We start from the raw sequence: 20234 nt of genomic DNA on the forward strand, positions 1-20234 counted from the left end.
GCCAGTGAATGCGGGTGGATCGGGTCAGCGCAGGAACGCGTCGTAGCCGGTCTTCAGGATCAGCATGCCCACCACCAGGATGAAGATGCCGCGCACGAAGCCCGCGCCGTGCTTCAGCGCCAGGTGGGCGCCGAGCAGGCTGCCCACCACGTTGGCCACGGCCAGCGGCAGCGCGAAGTGCCACCAGACATGGCCCTTGGCCGTGAACAGGATCAGCGCGGCCACGTTGGTGGCCAGGTTCAGCAGCTTGGCGGACACCGACGCGTTCAGGAAATCGTAGCCCAGCACGCGCACGAAGAGAAACACGAAGAAACTGCCCGTGCCGGGGCCGAAGAAGCCGTCGTAGTAACCGATGGTCACGCCGATGGCGCAGGCCGCCAGGGTTTCACGCCCTGCAGCCAGGCGCGGCGCGTGGTGGCGCCCCAGGTCCTTGCGCGCCAGGGTGTAGATCAGCAGCGCCACCAGCACCAGCGGCAGGAGCTTGCGCAGGAAATCGGCGGAGATCAGCGTCACCACCCAGGCGCCGGCGAACGCGCCGACGAATCCCGCGAGCGCCGCCGGCAGCATGGCACGCCAGCGCATCTGCACGCGGCGGCTGTACTGCCACGTGGCGATGCCCGTGCCCCAGATGGCGGCACTCTTGTTGGTGCCCATCAGCGTGGCCGGCGGCGCGGTGGGAAACGTGGCGAACAGGGCGGGCAGCAGGATCAGGCCGCCCCCGCCGACGATTGCGTCCACGAAGCCGGCCAGCAGCGAGGCCAGCGAGACGATGATCCATTCCATGGGCGCGATTGTCGCACCGCCACCGCTACGGAATCAGTAGCTGCTTGCGCCCACCCTGCGGGCGCTGGGGCCACTTTTGCTGAAAGTCTCGATAAATAAAAAGGCACCCGGGTTGCGGGTGCCTTGTGAAGGGGCATCTCGTTGCGGATGCCTGATTGGATGGTTGATGTTCTTGTGTTAGGGCTGTTGTCTCCTCGGTCCCCTCGGTTGGCGAGCCGAGGCGCGCTTCGAGTGCATGGACTGTAATAAAACGCACCCCGTTGGTGCATTGGTGGTTTCCCGCACCTGCTGCCACTGGTTCAAACTGGGGCACGCGCCTCGCTGCGAATCCATTGGGCGGCCATCTCGGCCATCATCAGCGTGGGTGCATTGGTATTGCCGCTGGTGATGGTGGGCATGGCGCCCGCGTCCACCACGCGCAGGCCGGCCACCACGCCGCCGCGGCCGTCGCGCACGCGCAGGCGCGCATCCAGCACGGCCTGCGGATCGTCCAGCCGGCCCATGCGCGTAGTGCCCACGGGGTGGAAGATGGTGGTGGCGATATCGCCCGCCAGCCGGGCGAGGTCTTCGTCGCTCTGGTACTGCGGGCCGGGCTTGTATTCCTCGGGCTGGTAGGAAGCCAGTGCGGGCTGGGCCACGATGCGGCGCGTGACGCGCAGACTGTCGGCGGCCACCTGGCGGTCCTCGGGCGTGGACAGGTAGTTGGGAGCGATGGCCGGCGCGGTGCGGAAGTCCGGGCTCTTGATCTGGATGGTTCCGCGGCTGGTGGGGTTCAGGTTGCACACGCTGGCCGTGAAGGCCGGGAAGCGGTGCAGCGGCTCGCCGAAGGCCTCCAGCGACAGGGGCTGCACGTGGTACTCAAGGTTGGGGTGCGGCAGGTCCGGCTGGCTGCGTGTGAAGGCGCCCAGTTGCGACGGTGCCATGCTCATCGGGCCGCTGCGCTTGAAGGCGTATTCCAGCCCGATCCTGGCCTTGCCCAGCAGGTTGCCCGCCAGCATGTTCAACGTGGGCACGCCTTGCACCTTGTACACGGCGCGGATCTGCAGGTGGTCCTGCAGGTTGGCGCCCACGCCGGGCAGGTCGGCCTGTATGTCGATACCGTGCCGCTGCAGCAACGCGCCGGGGCCGATGCCCGACAGCTGCAGAATCTGTGGCGAGTTCACCGCGCCGGCGCTCAGGATCACCTCCTGCTGCGCGTGGGCCGTGACCATTTCCTCGCCGGTCCACACCTGCACGCCGGTGCAGCGCAGGCTGCCGTCCGGCTGACGGTCCAGTACCAGGCGCGTCACCTGGGCCGAGGTCCACATCTCGAAATTGGGCCGCCCGTAGCAGGTGGGGCGCAGGAAGGCCTTGGCCGTGTTCCAGCGCCAGCCGTTCTTCTGGTTGACCTCGAAATAGCCCACGCCCTCGTTGGTGCCGCGGTTGAAGTCGTCGGTGGCGGGAATGCCGGCCTGCTGCGCGGCCTGGGCGAAGGCGTCGAGGATGTCCCAGCGCAGGCGTTGCTTTTCCACGCGCCATTCGCCCGAGCTGCCTGTGGACTTGCTGCCGTGCAGGCGCTTGAAGTTCTCGTTCACGCCCTCGGGCTGGTCCAGGCGCCAGTGGTCCTCGTGGCGGCGAAAGGCCGGCAGCACGTTGTCCCAGCGCCAGGCGTCGTCGCCCGTGATCTGGGCCCACTGGTCGTAGTCGCGCGCCTGGCCGCGCATGTAGATCATGCCGTTGATGCTGCTGCAGCCGCCCAGCACCTTGCCGCGCGGGTAGCGCAGGCTGCGGCCGTTCAGGCCGGTGTCGGCCTCGGTGTGATAGAGCCAGTCGGTGCGCGGGTTGCCGATGCAATACAGGTAGCCCACGGGAATGTGGATCCAGTGGTAGTCGTCCCTGCGGCCGGCCTCCACGAGCAGCACACGGTTCTTGGGGTCTGCGCTGAGCCGGTTGGCCAGCAGGGCGCCGGCGGTGCCGCCGCCGATGATGATGTAGTCGAAAGTGGTGTCGCTCATGGATGCCGATCGCACGTCAGGGAAGGAGCGCAACGCGCCAGCGCCGGGGCTGCCGCAGTGCAGCAATCGATTGTGCGATTCGGCACTCGGGTGTCGAGAGGGAAACCCCGCTGCGCTACGCTTTTTGATAGTGGCAGCGCGCGCTGCGGGTGCGTCACGACCGGTTTTTGATGTTTTTTCAAGCGCCGGCGGGCCTCGCTTTTGCCACGCGCCAATCTGTGGAATGATGCGCCGCGTCAGCCCCGTGCGCGGCGCGGCCGCCGGAATATGCAAAACTGCGGGCGCCGCCAGTGGCGCCGGCGCCAGCCGGTCGCCCGGCCTCTTTCCCGACCACCATGCCCGTCACCCACCCTCCATCGGTCGTGCAGGACCACGCTGCCAGGCCCCTTGCCCAGCCGCAGGGCGAGTGGGTGGCCGCGGCTTTTGCCGACCGCCGGGCCTGGCGGCGGGTGGCGGCGCAGCTCAAGGAGTGCGGTCCCGGCGTTGCCTGGAGCCTGCAAGGCGTGCAGCGTCTGGACCACGTGGGCGCGCAGATCCTGTGGAACCACTGGGGCCGCGCCTGGCCCGAGCAGCTGGAACTGACCGAGAACCAGCGTGAGATGCTGGAGCGCGTGGCGCAGTACACCACCCCCTGCGAGCCCCCCGCGCCTTGGCGCCTGGGCGACCAGGTGGACCGCCTGGGCGTGCTGGTGCTGCACGCGCTGGACCATGTGCGCCATCTGGTGATATTGGTGGGCCAGCTGGTGCTGGACGTGCTGCGCCTGCTGCGCAACCCGCGGCGCGGGCCCTGGCGCGACATCTCGGGCCACCTGTACCGCATGGGCGCCACGGCGCTGCCCATTACGGCGCTGGTGGGCTTCCTGATCGGCGTGGTGCTGGCCTATCTCATGTCGCTGCAGTTGCGGCAGTTCGGCGCCGAAGCGTTTATCGTGAACATCCTGGGCATCTCGCTGATCCGCGAGCTGGGGCCCATGCTGGGCGCCATCCTCGTGGCGGGGCGATCGGGCTCGGCCATCACCGCGCAGATCGGCGTGATGCGCGTCACCGAGGAGCTGGACGCCATGCGCGTCATGGGCATACCGCACGGTTTTCGCCTGGTGATGCCGCGTGCGCTGGCGCTGGCGCTGGCCATGCCCCTGGTGGCCCTGTGGACCACGCTGGCTGCGCTGGCGGGCGGCATGCTGGCTGCGGACCTGACCATGGGCATCTCGTCGGCCTACTTCGCGCAGGCCCTGCCTGCCGCCGTGAATGTGTCCAACCTGTGGCTGGCGATGTCCAAGTCGGTGGTGTTCGGCGTGTTCATCGCGCTCATCGGCTGCCACTGGGGGCTGCGCGTCAAGCCCAACACCCAGAGCCTGGGCGAAGGCACCACCGCCTCGGTGGTGAGCGCCATCACCATGGTGATCATCGTGGACGCGCTGTTCGCCGTCGCTTTCAAGAACGTGGGTTTCTAGCCATGGATGCCACCCGCCCCGCCGCAGACGCCGACACCCGGGCCGTGGTTGAGCCGCCGGTGGTGGACATCCGCGGCCTGGCCACGGTGTTCGGCCGGGGTGACGAAGCGTTCACGGTGCACGACGACCTGCAGCTCACCGTGCAGCGCGGCGAGATCCTCTCGCTCGTGGGAGGCTCGGGCACCGGCAAGACGGTGTTGCTGCGCCACATCCTGGGGCTCACGCGGCCCACGCGCGGCAGCGTGGAGGTGCTGGGCCGCTCGGCGGCTGAGCTGGTCGGCGGCGAGCGCGCCAGCAGCCGCGTGGGCATGCTGTTCCAGCACGGGGCGCTGTTCTCGGCCTTCAACGTGCTGGACAACATTGCTTTCGCGCTGCGCGAGCTGGGCACGCTGCCACCCGCGCTGGTCAACGACGCGGCCATGGTCAAGCTGCGCCTGGCGGGGCTCAAGCCCGAGCACGCCACGCGCATGCCGGCGGACCTCTCGGGCGGCATGATCAAGCGCGTGGCCCTGGCGCGCGCGCTCATCATGGACCCGCCGCTGCTGCTGCTGGACGAGCCCACGGCGGGGCTGGACCCGAGCAGTTCCGACGAGTTCTGCGCGCTGCTGCGCGAGCTGCATGCGGCGCTGGGCCTCACGGTGATCATGGTCACGCACGACCTGGATACCCTGTACGCCCTGTCCACGCGCGTGGCCGTGCTGGCCGACCGGCGCGTCATCGTCACCGGCACGCCGCAGGAGGTCGCGCGCTTCGACCATCCCTTCATTCACCACTTTTTTCTCGGAGAACGCGGCCGCCGTGCCATGGCCCAGCCGCCCGCCGCCTCTTCGTCCAAGGAAGCCTGATGGAAAACAAGTCCCATGCCCTGGCCGCAGGCATTTTCGTGATCGCCGTGGCGGCGCTGCTGGCCGGCCTCGGCATGTGGCTCACGCGCGACCAGACCGATTACCAGCTCTACGAGCTGTCCAGCAAGGACAGCGTGAGCGGCCTGCAGCCCCAGGCAGCCGTGCGCTACAAGGGCGTGGCCGTAGGCAAGGTCATGCACATCGGTTTTGACCCGCAGGTCTCGGGCAACGTGCTGATCCGTATCGCCGTGAATGCGGACGCGCCCATCAGCCCCACCACCTTCGCCACGCTGGGCTACCAAGGCGTGACGGGCCTGGCCCATGTGCAGCTGGACGACGCGGAGGCGCCGCTGCCCGCGCCGCCGCCGGGCGCCAGCGGCCTGCCGCGGCTGCCGCTGCACAGCTCCTCGTTCAGCCAACTGGCCGAGCAGGGCCCGGCCATCCTGGGCCAGGTGCAGGAGGCCACGCAGCGCATCAACACCCTGCTGGGCGACGAGAACCAGCAGCGCTTTTCCACGGCACTGAAGCAGTTGGGCGACGCGGCGGGCAGCATCGACCAGCTCGCGCGCCGCCTGGACAACACCGTGACCACCCGTCTGGACCCCGCGCTGGCGGGCGTGCCGCCGCTGGTGCAGGACACGCAGCAGACCCTGCAGGCGCTGCGCCAGGCGGGCAGCAGCGCGGCCACGGCCGCCAACGACGTCAGCCAGGCCATCCGCACGCTGCAGGCCGAGGGCGGCGCGCTCGACGAGATCGCCGCGGGCGCCAAGTCGCTGGCCGGCGCGGCCGACCGCTTCGGCCGCGTCACGCTGCCGCGCATCAACCATGCGGCCGACGAAACCGCGCGCGCCGCGCGCCGCGTGGGCCGCACGGCCTCGGGTATCAACGACAACCCGCAGTCGCTCATCTATGGACCAGGCCGCTCGGCCGCGGGGCCCGGCGAGCCCGGTTTCACCGCTCCCGCAGCGCAGCCCTGACGCATTGCAAGGACCCTATGATGACTATTAAAATGATAGCTGTTTGCGCTCACCAGATAAGCGTTAAAGCCATTTTTGGCTTCACATTTATGGCGCTGATGGCAGGCTGCTCCATCCTCCCCGAGCCGCCGGTGCGCGCCGATGTGTACGACTTCGGCCCCGGTCCCTTGCAGGCGCCGGGCCCCGCGGCCAGCGCGCCGCTGCCGCCGATCGCGCTGGCCGAGGTGACCGCCACGGGCCTGCCCGAGGGCAGCACCGCGCTGCTGTACCGGCTGGCCTATACCAACGCCCAGCAACTGCGCCCCTACACCCAGGCGCGCTGGAGCCTGCCACCCGCCGTGCTGCTGCACCAGGCGGTGCGCGAGCGCCTGGGCCAGCGCCGCGCGGTGCTCTCAGGCGACGACGGCATGGCCGTGTTGCTGGAGCGCGGCCGCATGCCCAGCGTGCTGCGCCTGGAGCTGGAGGAGTTCAGCCATGTGTTCGGCGCGCCCCAGGCGAGCGCCGGCCTGGTGCGTGTGCGCGCCGTGCTGGCCGACGCGAGCACCGCGGGTGAGACGCTGGTCGCGCAGCGGGTGTTCGTGGCGCGGCGCGATGCCGCCACGCCCGATGCCGCCGGCGGCGCCAAGGCCCTGGCCGATGCGGCGGCCCAGGTGGCCGAAGAGCTGGCCGCATGGGTGGAGCAGTCCGGCCGCTGAGCGCCTGCGCCTTTTCAACCCCTCAAGAGACATGCCTGCGCATGTCTCTTTTTTTTGCCCACCGCGCACCGGCGACGGCGCGGAGGCCTACATGCCGCTGTCGCCCTGGGCTGACGCGGCTTGCGTGCGCGCACCGACGCGCTGCCGCCGAGCACCTGCCTAGAGTCCATTCATCGCCTCGCAATGCCCGGCGCTGTACAGGGGCCAGGCAGGCGATCCCTCAACAACCGCTACAGGAGAGTGACGTATGAACGAAGACCGCATTGAAGGCAACTGGAAGCAGTTCAAGGGCAAAGTGAAGGAGCAATGGGGCAAGCTGACCGACGACGACCTGGACGTCATCGCCGGCAAGCGCGACCAGCTGCTGGGCAAGCTGCAGGAGCGCCACGGGCTGGCCCGGGAGGCGGCCGAGGAACAGCTCAAGGGCTGGGAGCAGCGCAACCCCGACTTCCGCTACGACTGACGCAACGCGCCGCAGGGGCATGACTCGCGCGCCCTGCGAGATCCAATTTCCATCACATTCATCTGGAGGACATTCCATGAAAAACGCACGCAATCTGCTGGCCCTGGCGGCCGCTGCCCTGATGGCCACTTCGGGCATGGCCATGACCAAGGAGGAATACAACGCCGCCAAGGACCGCATCGGCGCTGACTACAAGGCTGCCAAGGCGCAGTGCGACACCCTGAAGGGCAACGCCAAGGACGTCTGCATGAAGGAGGCCAAGGGCCGCGAGAAGGTGGCCAAGGCCGAGTTGGAAGCCCAGTACAGGCCCAGCGACAAGGCCACCTACAACGTGAACGAGGCCCGTGCCGATGCTGACTATGAAGTGGCCAAGGAAAAATGCGACGACCAGAAGGGCGACGCCAAGGACATTTGCGTGAAGGACGCCAAGGCCGCCCATGTGGCCGCCAAGGAAAACGCCAAGGTGCAGCGCGCGCAGGCCAAGCCCGCCGACTCCACCGCCGAGAAGCGCGCCGATGTCGCAGAGGCCAAGAAGGACGCCGCAGAGGCCCAGCGCGAAGCCAACTACAAGGCTGCGAAGGAGCGCTGCGACACCATGAGCGGTGACGCCAAGGACAAGTGCGTGGCCGATGCCAAGCGCACCTACGGCCAATAAACCGGCAAACATGTGCAGCCCCGCCTCTGGCGGGGCTTTTTTTGTCCCCCACCAGCGGCACCGACATGACATGTGTCAATACCGCCGGTGGCGGTTTTTCTTAAGCTCGCGCCGCTTCACAACGCCGCACAGGAAGGAAAGACCGCCCATGGCCGCATTGCAATGGTCCGAGGAACTCGCACTGGATCTGCCGCAGATGGACCACACGCACCAGGAATTCGTGGCACTGCTGCAGGCCGTGGAGAGCGCCGATGACGTGGCGCTTATCGGTGCCTGGGAAGACCTGGTGGCGCACACCGACGCCCACTTCGCCCAGGAGGACCGCTGGATGCAGGCCACCCGCTTTGCCGCGGGCAACTGCCACAGCACGCAGCACCAGGTGGTGCTCAAGATCATGCGCGAGGGCACCGACCGCGCGCGCCAGGGCGAGCTGCATGTCCTGCGCGAGATGGCTGCAGAGCTGGCCGTATGGTTCCCCCAGCATACGGACGCCATGGACGCGTCCCTCGCCCAGCACCTGCGCCGCGTGGGCTTCGACCCCGCCACGGGCAGCGTGCAGAAGCCGGGCGCGCTGCCCGACGATCTGATCCACGGCTGCGGTGGGGCCTGCTCTTCGGGTGACGACACCCCCGCCCAGCCCGCCGCCGTGGCCTGAACGATCGGCCGGCTCAGCAGAACTGCAAAACTGGGGCGGTGCGGCGCCGCGCCGGGTGCGTGTGGCGCTTGGCGACAGGTTGTGCCGGAGTGGCGCGGCGTGGCGTCCCGCGCCCGCCACGGTTGCTGTCGCGTCGCCCTGCTAAGCTTGCTGCGTTTTCACGGCCAGCCGGAGCCCCCATGACGCCGCATGAACCACCCGAAAGCGCGCTCTATCGCACCCTGCTCGAATCCACGCGCGCCATTCCGTGGAAGATCGACTGGGCCACGGCGACCTTTGCCTACATCGGGCCGCAGATCGAGGACCTGCTGGGCTGGGCGCCCACCAGCTGGAGCACCGTGCAGGATTGGGCCGACCGCATGCACCCCGACGACCGGGACCGGGTGGTCAACTTCTGCATTTCGCAATCCCAGTCGGGCGTGGACCACGAGGCGGACTACCGCGCGCTCACCACAGGCGGGGATTACGTGTGGATCCGCGACGTGGTGCATGTGGTGCGCGACTTGCAGGGCAATGTGGTGTCGCTCGTGGGCTTCATGTTCGACATCACCGAGCGCAAGCAGAACGAACACCAGCTGCTGCAACTGCAGCAGGAGCTGCAGGAACTGTCATTCCGCGACGGGCTCACGGGCGTGAACAACCGCCGCAAGTTCGACGCGGTGTACGAGCGCGAATGGCAGGAGGCGCAGCGCACCGGAGAGCCGCTGTCGCTGCTGATGTTCGATGTGGATTTCTTCAAGAGCTACAACGACCAGTACGGCCACGTGGAGGGCGACGAGTGCCTGCGGCGCGTGGCCCGCGCGCTGCAGCAGGCCGCCCACCGCCCGCGCGACTGCCTGGCGCGCTACGGCGGCGAGGAGTTCGTGCTGCTGCTGCCCGGCGCGGATGCATCTTCCGCGCGCGCGGTGGCGCAGCGCTGCATGCAGGAGGTGGCCCACGCCGGTATCGTTCATGCGGCTTCGCCCCTGGGCCAGCAGCTCACGGTGAGCGTGGGCATGGGCACGGCCCTGCCCGGCACGCAGGATGACTCCAAGCGGTTCCTGGAAACGGTGGACCGCTGCCTTTACCGTGCCAAGCATGCGGGGCGCAACCGCATCGAGGCCACGGCCTGACCGCTATGAACGCGCGGCCAGCACCGGAAACAGCTTGCTCAGCCCGTCGGCCATCACCTCCACGGCCAGCGCCGCGAGGATCAGTCCCATGAGCCGCGTCATCACGTTGATGCCCGTCTTGCCGAGCACGCGCTCGATGGGCTCGGCCAGTGCAAAGCACAGCGCCGTCGCCGCGCCCACCACCACGCCGTAGCCCACCAGCGCCAGGTGCTGCCAGATGCTCTGCGCGCGGTCGGCGTAGATCACCACGGTGGACATGGCCGCCGGCCCCGTGAGCAGCGGGATGGTCAGCGGCACCACGGCGATGCTGCTGCCCGCAGCCGCCTTCTCGGCGCCCTGCTCCAGCTCGTGGGTGTGCGGCTTGGCCTCGGCCGGCTGCGCATTGAGCATGTTCATGGCGCTGATCAGCAGCAGCATGCCCCCGCCCACCTGGAAGCTCTGCAGCGAGATGTTGAAGAAGTCCAGGATCTGCAGGCCGACGAGCGCGCAGGCCGCGATCACGCAAAACGCGCTGAACGCCGCCACCTGGACGGTGCGCCGGCGCTGCGCGGCGTTGAAACCGCTGGTGTAGTGGATGAAGAACGGCACGATGGCCAATGGATTCACGATGGCCAGCAGCGTGATGAGCGGCTTCAAGTCCATCAGCGGCCCCCGGCAATGTCCATGAGCGTGGCCGAGGTGTAGCTGGCCGCGTCCGACATCAGCCACACGATGGCCTCGGCCACTTCCTCGGGCGTGCCGCCGCGCCCCATGGGCACCTGGCCTGCCAGGTCGCGCACGCGGTGGGGCAGGCCGCCGCTGGCGTGGATATCGGTGTCGATCAGGCCGGGGCGCACGGCATTCACGCGGATGCCCTCGCCGCCCACCTCGTGCGCCAGGCCTATGGTGAGCGTGTCCAGCGCGCCCTTGGACGCCGCATAGTCCACGTACTGATGGGGCGCACCCAGCCGGGCCGCGATGCTGGACACGTTGACGATGCTGCCACCGGCGCCGCCATGGCGCGTGCTCATGCGCAGCACCGCCTCGCGCACGCAGTAGAAGGCGCCCAGCACGTTGATGCTGAACATGCGCCTCAGGCGCTCGCCGTGCATCTCGTCCACGCGGGCAGGGCGGTCCACCACGCCCGCGTTGTTCACCAGTGCCGTGAGGCGCCCCAGGCGGTGGTCCACGGTCTCGAACAAAGTCACTACGTCGGCCTCCACCGCCACATCGGCCTGCACCGCGATGGCGCGCCCGCCCGCGGCCTCGATCTGGCGCACCACGCCGTTCGCGGCTTCGGCGTGGCGCAGGTAGTTGATGGCCACGGCCCAGCCGCGCTGCGCGGCCAATAAGGCGGCGGCAGCGCCGATGCCCCGGCTGCCGCCGGTGATCAGAACAATCTTGTCCATGTACGGGTGACTCCTGCAAGAATGGCGCATTGGAACAGGTTTGCGGCGCTGACGCGTATCGTCCACGCGCCTGCATTCCCTTCGCTCAACGCCTCAGGAGACACGACATGGGACAGTGGGTGGACCTTACCGCCAGCGACGGATTCACGGCCCCCGCCTGGGTGGCGCGCACCGACGGCGCGCCGCGCGGCGCGGTGGTGGTGCTGCAGGAGATCTTCGGCGTCAACGCCCACATCCGCGCCGTGACCGACCGGCTGGCCATGCGCGGCTACCTGGCGGTGGCGCCGTCCACCTTCGCGCGGGTGCAAAAGGGCGTGGACCTGGGCTACAGCGATGCCGACATGAAGGCCGGCCGGGCACTCAAGGCCGCCGTGGAGGGGTTGCCCGCGCCGGGCGTGATGCCCGACATCCAGGCCGCCATCGACTATGCCGCGCGGCACAGCGACTGCAAGGTCGGCGTGGTGGGCTTTTGCTGGGGCGGGCTGCTCACCTGGCGCGCGGCCTGCATGCTGCAGGGGCTGTCCGCGGCCGTGCCCTACTACGGCGGCGGCATGACCACGCCCGCCGAGGTGGCGCGCCAGCCGCGCGTGCCGGTGCTGGCGCACTTTGGCGAGCGCGACCAGTGGATCCCGCTGGACAGCGTGCAGGCCTTTGCCTGCGCGCACCCCGAGGCGCAGGTGCATGTGTACGCGGCGGACCACGGCTTCAACTGTGACCAGCGCGCCAGCTACGACGAGGCCGCCGCCATGACCGCGCGCGACCGCACGCTCGCCTTCCTGGCACGGCACGTCGGCTGAGATTTATAGAGAAAATCACTGCTAGCGCCCACCTGGTAAGCGCTAGCAGCTAGATTATTGATAGCGTTTTCGCATCGACATCGCCGCTCAATGCGCACCGGCCGCGGCGTCGGCGCTGCCGCTGGCAGCGCGCGTGGGGTGGGCCAGCCACACCAGTGGGATCAGCAGCAGGAACAGCAGGGCCGAGGCATAGAAGATGTCGTTGGCCGCGAGCATGAAGGCCTGCTGGTTCACCAACCGCTCCACCTGGGCCAGTGCCTGCTCGGGCGTGAGACCCCCGGCCTGCAGGCCCTGCAGCGCCTGCGTGAACGGCAGGTGGCCCTGGTGCAGGCCTTCGGTCAGCTGGGCATGGTGCAGGCTGGCGCGCCGCTCCCACAGCGTGGTGGTGACGGACGTACCCACCGCGCCGGCCGTGATGCGCATGAAGTTCGACAGCCCCGAGGCCGCCGGGATGCGGTCGGGCGCAATGCCCGACAGCGTGATCGTGACCAGCGGGATGAAGAAGAACGCCATCGCCACGCCCTGGATGATGGTGGGCACCATGATGGTGGCGAGGTCTGCCTGGGTGTTGAAATTGGAGCGCATCCACAGCACCAGCGCAAACACCAGGAAGGCCAGCGTGGCAAAGCGGCGCAGGTCCACCTTGGCGATGTTCTTGCCCACCAGGGGCGACAGCACCATGGCCAGCAGCCCCACGGGCGCCATCACCTCGCCGGCCTGCGTGGCGGTGTAGCCCATGTACTGCTGCAGCCACAGAGGCAGCAGCACCACGTTGCCGAAGAACAGCCCGTAGCCCACGGAGGTGGCCAGCGCACCGGCCCAGAAATTGCGGATGCGAAACAGCGCCAGGTCCACCACGGGGTGGTCCTCGCCGCGCTCCCAGACCACGAAGGCCACCAGGCCCACGAGCGCGACCAGGCCGCAGGCCACCACCCAGGGCGACTCGAACCAGTCGTGCTCCTTGCCGATGTCCAGCATGACCTGCATGGCACCCACCCAGATTACGAGCAGCGCGAGGCCGATGGAATCGATGGGCAGCGCGCGCCGCTCGGTCTCGCGCTGGTGGAAGATGCCCCAGGTGACCACCACGGCGGCAATGCCCACGGGCACGTTGATGTAGAAGATCCACGGCCAGGTCATGTTGTCGGTGATCCAACCGCCCAGCAGCGGCCCGGTTACCGGCGCGATCAGCGTGGTCATGGACCACATGGCCATCGCCACGCCCGCGAGCGCGCGCGGATAGCTCGACAGCAGCAGCGACTGCGACAGCGGAATCATCGGCCCGGCGACAAAGCCCTGCAGCGCGCGTGCGGCGATGAGCAGTGCCATGTTGGGCGCCAGCCCGCACAGCAGCGAGGCGATGACGAACAGCGTGACGCTGGCGACGAACAGGCGCACCTGGCCGAAGCGCTGCGAGAGCCAGCCCGTGAGCGGCACGGCGATGGCGTTGGCCACCGCGAAGCTGGTGATGACCCAGGTGCCCTGCGTGGAGCTCACGCCCAGGTCGCCGGCAATGGCCGGCAGGGATACGTTGGCGATGGACGTGTCCAGCACGTTCATGAATGTGGCGGCCGACAAGGCCAGCGTGCCCCAGGTGCGCGCGCTGCCCGTGAGCGGCGGTGGGGGCAGGGGAGCGGAAACTGTCATGGGTGCTTGAACCTTTCGATCAATTCGGCGTGGCCCGGGGCGCGGTCGGCTGCGGCCCGCGCGGCGGAGCCGGGAGGCGGGCGGCGCCGCGCGCACCGGGCCTTGGCGGCATCAATGCGCGCCCAGGTTCGCGCGGATGATGCGGGCCACGTCAGCGTCCGCGCCCTCGTCGAGCGAGGCGTACACGGTGGTCTGCGCCACCGCCTCCTTGCGTGGCGCCTCGGCCAGTGCAGGGCCGCTGCGCTCGCTCGTGTCCACCGTCACGTCCATGGACAGGCCCACGCGCAGCGGATGCTCGGCCAGCTGCGCGGCGTCGAGCGCGATGCGCACCGGCACGCGCTGCACCACCTTGATCCAGTTGCCCGTGGCGTTCTGCGCGGGCAGCAGCGCAAAGGCCGCGCCCGTGCCCACGCCCAGGCCTGCGACGGTGCCCGTGTACTCGACCTTCTTGCCGTAGAGATCGGCCGTGAGCTTGGCCGGCTGGCCCAGGCGCAGGTGGCGCAGCTGGTTTTCCTTGAAGTTCGCGTCCACCCAGACCTCGCGCAGCGGCACGATGGACATGAGCGCGGTGCCCGCGGCCACGCGCTGGCCCAGCTGCACGTTGCGCTTGGCCACATAGCCGTCCACCGGCGCGGGCAGCGCGGTGCGCCGGTCGGCCAAGTAGGCCTCGCGCACCTTGGCCGCGGCGGCCAGCACGCTGGGATGCTGCTCCACGGGCACGCCCTGCGTCAGCGACTGGTTGGCCGCGAGCTGCTCGCGCGCGGCCGCTACGCCGGCCTGCGCGGCGGCCAGTTGGGTGCGCGCGGTGTCGAGCTGGCTGCGCGCGTGCTGCAGCTCTTCCTTGGAGACGGCGCCATCGCCCGTGAGCGCCTGGCGGCGCTGAAGGTCGGCCTGGGCGCGGGCCACCTCGGCCTGGGCGCGAGCCACCTCGGCCTCGCGCAGGCGCACCTGGGCGGTCAGCGTGGCGTTGTTGGCGTAGAGCTGGCGCGTCTGGCGCACGGTCTGGGCCAGCGCGGCCTCGGCCTGCTGCAGGGCCACGCGCGCGTCGGCCGGGTCCAGGCGCACCAGCGGCATGCCGGCGCGCACCAGGTCGGTGTCGTCGGCCAGGATGGCCGTCACCGTGCCGCTGGTCTGCGGCGTGATCTGGATGACGTTGCCCTGGACGTAGGCGTTGTCGGTGGATTCGTAGTGGCTGGCGACGAGCCAGTCGTACACGCCCCAGGCCGCGCCGGCGAGCACGACCACGCTGGCGAGCGTGAACAAGGCCTTGCGGCGGGCGGTTTTGCTGGCCGCGGCGGCAGCGGGAGTTTGCGGTGCGTTCATGGTGGAAACGGGTCTTGTCAGGGGAAGAAGGGTTTAGCCAGCGGTGTAGCCGCCGCCCAGGGCGCGCATCACGGCAGCCTGCGTGTCGAGCCGTCGTGCGGTGAGGTCCACGGCCAGGCGGCGCTGGGCCAGCACCTGCGATTCGGCCGAGAGCACCTGCAGGTAGGTGGCGAGCCCTGCCTCGTAGCGCTTGCGGGCGATGGCGTAGGCGGATTCGGCTGCTGCGGCGGCCTGCTGCTGCTCGGCAATCTGGCGCTCGATGGAGGCACTGGAAGCCAGCTGGTCGGCCGCGTCGCGCACGGCCTGCAGCAGCGTGGCGTTGTAGCTTTCCACGGCGGCATCGAGGTCGGCCGACTTGCCCGCGAGGTTGGCGCGCAGGCGCCCCGCGTCGAAGATCGGCAGGCGCAGGGCCGGGCCCACGCCCCATTCGCGGCTGCTGCCTTCCACCAGCCGGTCCAGGCCCATGCTGGCCAGGCCCACGAAGGCCGTGAGGCTCACGTTCGGATAGAACTGCGCCCGCGCCACGGCCACGTCTTGCGTGGCGGCCTCCACACGCCAGCGCGCGGCGGCCACGTCGGGGCGGCGGCCTAGCAGGTCGGCGGGCAGCGTGGCGGGGACTGCTACCGATTGGATAGCTGCTAGTGCTTGTGGGATAAGCGTTAGAGTCGATTTTGGATCACCCACCAATGCGCCCAGCGCATGGCGGGTAAGCGCGTCCTGCTCGCGCAGCGCCTCGATCTGCTGGCGCGCCTCGGGCAGCGCGCCCTCGCTTTGGCGCAGCTCCAGTTGCGTGTCCAGGCCCGCGGCCACGCGGCGCTGCACCAGGCGCAGCATTTCCTCGCGCTGGGCTAGGGTGCGTTCGGCCACGCGCAGCTGCTCCTGCACCTGGGCGAGCTGCAGGTAGGTGTGCACGACGTTGGCCGCCAGCAGCAGGCGTGCGGCCTCGGCATCGGCGCGGGCGGCGCGGGCCGCGCCCAGGGCCGCTTCCAGCGCCGCGCGGTGCTTGCCGAAGAAGTCGATTTCCCAGCTGCCCGACAGGCGCGCCGTGTCCATCGTGAGGGTGCTGCCGGCCTGGCCGGGCGGGTAGGGGCCGTTGTCGCTGTAGCGCTGGCGCGAGAGGTCGGCGCTCGCGTTGACCTGCGGGCTCAGTGCGGCGCGCGCCGTCTGGGTGTAGGCCTCGGCGCGGGCGATGCGTGCCTGCGCCTGGCGCAGTTCCGGGTTGCCAGCCAGGGCCTGCTCCACCAGCGCATCGAGCTGGGCGTCGCCAAACGCACGCCACCAGTCGGGTGCGACGGCAACCTGCGGCCCGCCCGCATCGACCAGCGTGGCCGCATCGCGCGCCTGCGCCCGCGGGGTGATACCGCCCATGTCGGCGCAGCCGGTGAGCGCGGGCAGCGCCAGGAGCGCCACGGCCAGCGTGGCGGCATAGAGCAGTGCGGAGCCTGGCGGCGCGGCGCCGGGGGCAGGGGGAGAGGAGAGGTGGTTTTTCATGTTGTGTTTCTCTCGGAGGGGAAGCGAAGAATCAGGGCCCGGTCATGGCGCAGGTGTTGGCGTAGATGCGGGCAAGGAAGTCGCGCAGCTGCGCCTCCTCCGCTGCGTCAAAGCCGGCGATGAGCTCTTTCTGGACCTGGGTCAGGATGGCGGGCAGCTGCTCGGCCACAGCCCGGCCCTCTGGCGTGAGCGCGACATGCACCACGCGGCGGTCTTCCTGCGATCGCTCGCGCTGGCACAGGCCCTTGGCCTCCAGCCGGTCCAGCAGGCGCGTGAGGCCGCCCGCGTCCAGGTGGCACATGCGCGCCAGGGCCGCGGCGGTGCCGGGCGGGTCCAGCAGCAGGCGCAGCAGGGGTTTCCACTGCGCGTCGGTCAGGCCCAGGGGCTCCATGCGGCGCTCCACCTCATACCCCAGCAGGGTGGTGATGCGCCGCATCTGAAAGCCGATGCTGCGCTCGATCTCGAACGGCACCGGCAACTCCGGGTCGGACAGCGGGCAGGCGACATCCGCCGACAGGGGGGGCGGAATGGAAGGTGAATTCATGCCGCGACAATAGTTGACTGGTCAATCATTGTCAAAGCAAGAAAACAAAACCCTGCTGGTAACCGGGGCGGCGTGGCCGTGCAGCCGCGCGTGCGGGGAAGGGGTCAGCCCTGGCCGGTGCGCGCCAGGTAGCGCTTGCGCCAGAAGAACAGCGTGAGGCCGACGGCCGTGGCGGTCATGCTGCCCATGGCCCACCAGAAGCCGTCCTGCTTGTGCACCAGGGGGATGAACTCGAAGTTCATGCCGAAGATGCCGGCGATCAGGTTCAGCGGCAGGAACACGGCGGTGAGCGCCGTGAGCGTGCGCATGATGTCGTTGGTGCGGTTGCTCTGCGCCGAGAAGTGCATCTGCACCGTGGCCTCGGTGCTTTGCTCCAGCCGGCGCACGTGGTGCACCACGCGCTCGATGTGCTCCAGCACGTCGCGGCTGCGCACCTTGAGCAGGTCCAGCTCGCGCAGGGCCGCCGGCGTGTCCGACGAGGGGGCCCAGGTCTCCAGCACCGCGCACCAGGCCTGCACGGCGGCACGCTGGTCTTCGCAGATCTCGTCGAGCTGGTGCAGGGTCAGGCGCGCGTCCATCAGGGCGCGCCAGTTGTTGAAGCGCGTGCGCGGCTGCAGCAGCTCGGCCTGCCAGTGGTCGAGCTGGCGCGACAGCTCGCGGCGCAGGTCCAGGTAGTTGTCCACGATCTGGTTGACCATGCGCAGCATGAGGTCGGCCGGGCTGGCGGGCAGGCGCGTGCCGGCCACAGGGCCGGTGCGCAGTTCGCGCACCACGGCTTCGGCGGGCGTGGTGGGCAGCGCGTTGCCGTTGGGCGCCTCGGGCGGGGGCGTCGTCGTCGGAGCCGGTGGGGTGATCAGGCGCGCCGCGTAGGCATCGCGCACGGAGCAGTCGGCCGGGTGCACCGACAGCAGCACCTGGTCGAACACCGCGAAGCCCACGGGGCTGGTGTCGATGCGCCGCAGTACGGGCGGGCCGCCGCGCGCCGCCGCCGGCATGAGCGGGGCGGCCGCGGGGGCGAGCGATGCGCTCAGGCGGCGCACCACCAGCATGTCGTACTGCGAGGTGTAGTCGTAATGCGAGGGTAGCTGGGCGTTGAGCAGGTCGGACACGTGCAAGTCCACCAGCTGCTGGCCCGTGAGCGCCTGCAGCACGCCCTGCAGGCGCGGCAGTTCGGTGCTGAACGCCGCACGTGTGCAGGCGATCCAGTAAAAGCCCCGCGCGGGCGGCTGGGTGGGCAGCTCGGGCATTTCCCGCGCTTGGGCGCCGGGCTGCAGGTGGAAGATGCGGATCGCCTGCGGGGTTAGGGTCAAATCGGCCTCCAGCGCTTATGGGGCAAGCGCAAGCAGCTATTATTTTGCGAGCAAACGCGCGGCGTCCAGCGCGAAGTAGGTCAGCACGCCGTCGGCACCCGCGCGCTTGAAGGCCAGCAGCGACTCCATCATTACCTTGTCATGGTCCAGCCAGCCGTTGGCGGCGGCGGCCTTGAGCATGGCGTACTCGCCGCTGACCTGGTAGGCGAAGGTGGGCACCTTGAACTCGTCCTTCACGCGGCGCACCACGTCCAGGTAGGGCATGCCGGGCTTGACCATGACCATGTCGGCGCCCTCGGCCAGGTCCAGCGCCACCTCGCGCAGGGCCTCGTCGGTGTTGGCCGGGTCCATCTGGTAGACGTTCTTGTTGCTGCGCCCCAGGTTGGCGGCCGAGCCGACCGCGTCGCGGAACGGGCCGTAGAAGGCGCTGGCGTACTTGGCGCTGTAGGCCATGATGCGGGTGTAGATCTGGCCGTGGGCCTCCAGCGCCTCGCGGATGGCGCCGATGCGCCCGTCCATCATGTCGCTGGGCGCGACCATGTCCACGCCGGCCTGGGCATGGGTCAGGGCCTGGCCTACCAGCAGTTCCACGGTCTCGTCGTTCAGGATGTAGCCGGTGTCGTCCAGCAGGCCGTCCTGGCCGTGGCTGGTGTAGGGGTCCAGCGCCACGTCGGTCATCACGCCCAAGTCGGGGAACTCGGCCTTGAGCTTGCGCACCACGCGCGGGATCAGGCCGTCGGGGTTGAGCGCCTCCTTGCCATCGGGCGTCTTGAGCGCCGCATCGATCGACGGAAACAGCGCGAGCACCGGGATGCCAAGCTTCACGCATTCCTCGGCCACGGGCAGCAGCAGGTCCAGGCTCAGGCGTTCCACGCCGGGCATGGAGGCCACGGGCACGCGCAGGTGGGTGCCTTCGTGCACGAACACCGGATAGATGAAGTCGTGCGGCGTGAGCACGGTCTCACGCACCAGGTTGCGGGTGAATGCATCGCGGCGCAGGCGGCGCGGGCGATTGGCGGGAAAGGGGGTGGGGCTGGACAGATGCATGGCGTCGATTGTCCTTCACTCCCATGCCGGGCTCCACCCCTGCGCTCATCCTTGCGCGGGCCTGCCCGTGGCCGCTGGTGGTAGCCTGTGCCACTTGCCATCTCGCCAGGAGTGCGCCATCACCACCGCAGCACAGGAGCACCGCTGGAACCAGCGGTACATGCAAACCGCAGTGACGCGGCCCTATTGGCGCGTGTGGACCTACGAAACGCCCGCGGTGGTGCTGGGCTGCTCGCAGCGTGCCTATCTGGACAGCGCCCGCGCGCGCCTGGCGCCCGGCATGGAGCTGTTGCAACGCCCCTCGGGCGGTGGTGCGGTGCTGTGCGGCCCGTGGATGGTGAGTTGTTCGGTGGTGCTGCCGCCATCGCACCCCTGGGTGCAGGGCCGCCTGCCCGACAGCTACCAGGGGCTGGGCCAACTGCATGCGCAGGTACTGGCCCCGTGGGGCGTGGCGGCGCGGGCGTTGCCGCCCGATCAGGTTGCCGCTGCCAACGCCCGCGGCGGGCCGGTGGTGCCCTGGGCCTGCTATGGCAGCCTTGCACCGTGGGAAGTGGTGGACGCGGCCGGACGCAAGCTGGTCGGCCTGGCCCAGCGGCGCCAGCGCGCTGGCGTGCTGCTAGTGGCGGGCACCCTGGTCACGCCCCCGGACTGGGCGTTGCTGTGCCAGGCGCTGGACCAGCAGGGCGACGAAGCTGCACTGCGCGCGCGCACCGTTTCGTGCGCCGAACTCAGTGCCTGTGCGCCGGATGCGCAGCAGATGGCCCGCGCCTTGCGCGTGGCGCTGACACAGACGCTGGGTGAAGAAGCGGGCGACGGCGCGGGCGAGGCGGCGGACGACCCCGCGCGCCAGGCACCAGCACCGAACCGTCCCTAGCCGACGCTCCATCTTGCGCACCCTGGCGGTGGGTGCTAGATTGGCCCTGGGCGGCCCCTCCGCCCCCCGCTTCACCTCCCTGAGCGGGCCCCGCTGCCTGCGACGCGGCGGGGTTTTCCGCCCGGATTTCCGGGCATTTTTTTGCCTCGTGGCGGTTCCGTGTCCCGACCGGGTAATGCA

General features: G+C 69.5%; 20 protein-coding genes. 10 read left to right on the top strand and 10 right to left on the bottom strand.

All coding sequences use genetic code 11. From position 1 onward, the window contains the following. Positions 1-24: 24 nt before the first annotated feature. Positions 25-783, bottom strand: a complete 759-nt coding sequence (locus PCQ86_RS01690; RefSeq protein ID WP_270174728.1) for a sulfite exporter TauE/SafE family protein — start codon at positions 781-783, stop codon at positions 25-27. A 299-nt stretch (positions 784-1082) separates the two neighbouring features. Then, positions 1083-2777, bottom strand: a complete 1695-nt coding sequence (locus tag PCQ86_RS01695; RefSeq protein ID WP_270174729.1) for a GMC family oxidoreductase — start codon at positions 2775-2777, stop codon at positions 1083-1085. Between the two features lie 335 nt (positions 2778-3112). Here PCQ86_RS01695 and PCQ86_RS01700 point away from each other — a divergent pair, with 335 nt between their 5' ends. The 8 genes from PCQ86_RS01700 (at position 3113) to PCQ86_RS01735 (ending at position 9633) form a co-directional block, all read left to right on the top strand. Further along, on the top strand, positions 3113-4231 hold the full coding sequence (locus tag PCQ86_RS01700; RefSeq protein ID WP_123675269.1) for an MlaE family ABC transporter permease: 1119 nt from the start codon (positions 3113-3115) through the stop codon (positions 4229-4231). A gap of 2 nt (positions 4232-4233) precedes the next feature. Further along, entirely contained in the window at positions 4234-5076 is an 843-nt protein-coding gene (locus tag PCQ86_RS01705; RefSeq protein ID WP_012655342.1) for an ABC transporter ATP-binding protein, read from the top strand. Next, positions 5076-6053, top strand: a complete 978-nt coding sequence (locus PCQ86_RS01710; RefSeq protein WP_270174730.1) for an MlaD family protein — start codon at positions 5076-5078, stop codon at positions 6051-6053. The genes PCQ86_RS01705 and PCQ86_RS01710 overlap by 1 nt, the downstream gene beginning before the upstream one ends. Before the next feature lie 17 nt (positions 6054-6070). Then, positions 6071-6748, top strand: coding sequence for an ABC-type transport auxiliary lipoprotein family protein (locus PCQ86_RS01715; RefSeq protein ID WP_270174731.1), 678 nt, complete (start codon positions 6071-6073; stop codon positions 6746-6748). Positions 6749-6995: 247 nt separating this feature from the next. Continuing rightward, on the top strand, positions 6996-7211 hold the full coding sequence (locus PCQ86_RS01720; RefSeq protein ID WP_011803720.1) for a CsbD family protein: 216 nt from the start codon (positions 6996-6998) through the stop codon (positions 7209-7211). 76 nt (positions 7212-7287) lie between these two features. Continuing rightward, complete coding sequence (locus PCQ86_RS01725) at positions 7288-7866, top strand: hypothetical protein (RefSeq protein WP_196994557.1); 579 nt, start codon at positions 7288-7290, stop codon at positions 7864-7866. Between the two features lie 148 nt (positions 7867-8014). After that, positions 8015-8521, top strand: a complete 507-nt coding sequence (locus PCQ86_RS01730) for a hemerythrin domain-containing protein (protein ID WP_011803722.1) — start codon at positions 8015-8017, stop codon at positions 8519-8521. Positions 8522-8700: 179 nt separating this feature from the next. Further along, entirely contained in the window at positions 8701-9633 is a 933-nt protein-coding gene (locus tag PCQ86_RS01735) for a GGDEF domain-containing protein (RefSeq protein ID WP_270174732.1), read from the top strand. Positions 9634-9636: 3 nt separating this feature from the next. Here the strand turns inward: PCQ86_RS01735 and PCQ86_RS01740 are convergent, their stop codons facing one another. After that, positions 9637-10275: a MarC family protein gene (locus tag PCQ86_RS01740; protein WP_011803724.1), complete on the bottom strand. Its 639-nt coding sequence runs from the start codon at positions 10273-10275 to the stop codon at positions 9637-9639. Then, complete coding sequence (locus PCQ86_RS01745; RefSeq protein ID WP_012655349.1) at positions 10275-11021, bottom strand: SDR family oxidoreductase; 747 nt, start codon at positions 11019-11021, stop codon at positions 10275-10277. The genes PCQ86_RS01740 and PCQ86_RS01745 overlap by 1 nt, the downstream gene beginning before the upstream one ends. A gap of 107 nt (positions 11022-11128) precedes the next feature. Between PCQ86_RS01745 and PCQ86_RS01750 the strand changes: the two genes are divergently transcribed. Next, positions 11129-11818: a dienelactone hydrolase family protein gene (locus PCQ86_RS01750; RefSeq protein WP_172205463.1), complete on the top strand. Its 690-nt coding sequence runs from the start codon at positions 11129-11131 to the stop codon at positions 11816-11818. An 87-nt stretch (positions 11819-11905) separates the two neighbouring features. On the opposite strand, the gene PCQ86_RS01755 is transcribed toward PCQ86_RS01750, so the two are convergent. From PCQ86_RS01755 to hemB, 6 genes are all read right to left on the bottom strand, one after another. After that, positions 11906-13465: a DHA2 family efflux MFS transporter permease subunit gene (locus PCQ86_RS01755; RefSeq protein ID WP_270174733.1), complete on the bottom strand. Its 1560-nt coding sequence runs from the start codon at positions 13463-13465 to the stop codon at positions 11906-11908. 111 nt (positions 13466-13576) lie between these two features. Further along, positions 13577-14788 (bottom strand): efflux RND transporter periplasmic adaptor subunit, encoded by a 1212-nt coding sequence (locus PCQ86_RS01760; protein WP_270174734.1) that lies wholly within the window; start codon positions 14786-14788, stop codon positions 13577-13579. 33 nt (positions 14789-14821) lie between these two features. Next, the gene (locus PCQ86_RS01765) at positions 14822-16279 is read right to left on the bottom strand and encodes an efflux transporter outer membrane subunit (protein ID WP_270174735.1); all 1458 of its coding nucleotides are present in this window, start codon (positions 16277-16279) and stop codon (positions 14822-14824) included. Positions 16280-16310: 31 nt separating this feature from the next. After that, positions 16311-16823: a MarR family winged helix-turn-helix transcriptional regulator gene (locus tag PCQ86_RS01770; protein ID WP_270174736.1), complete on the bottom strand. Its 513-nt coding sequence runs from the start codon at positions 16821-16823 to the stop codon at positions 16311-16313. Positions 16824-16927: 104 nt separating this feature from the next. Continuing rightward, positions 16928-18070, bottom strand: a complete 1143-nt coding sequence (locus PCQ86_RS01775) for a magnesium transporter CorA family protein (protein WP_270175411.1) — start codon at positions 18068-18070, stop codon at positions 16928-16930. A gap of 102 nt (positions 18071-18172) precedes the next feature. Continuing rightward, positions 18173-19180, bottom strand: coding sequence for a porphobilinogen synthase (gene hemB, locus PCQ86_RS01780; RefSeq protein WP_270174737.1), 1008 nt, complete (start codon positions 19178-19180; stop codon positions 18173-18175). On the opposite strand from hemB, the gene PCQ86_RS01785 reads away from it, so the two are divergent. Continuing rightward, positions 19179-20054, top strand: a complete 876-nt coding sequence (locus tag PCQ86_RS01785; protein ID WP_270174738.1) for a lipoate--protein ligase family protein — start codon at positions 19179-19181, stop codon at positions 20052-20054. The genes hemB and PCQ86_RS01785 overlap by 2 nt on opposite strands. Positions 20055-20234 lie beyond the last annotated feature (180 nt).

The organism is Diaphorobacter sp. ED-3 (assembly GCF_027625375.1).
GTDB lineage: Bacteria > Pseudomonadota > Gammaproteobacteria > Burkholderiales > Burkholderiaceae_C > Diaphorobacter > Diaphorobacter nitroreducens.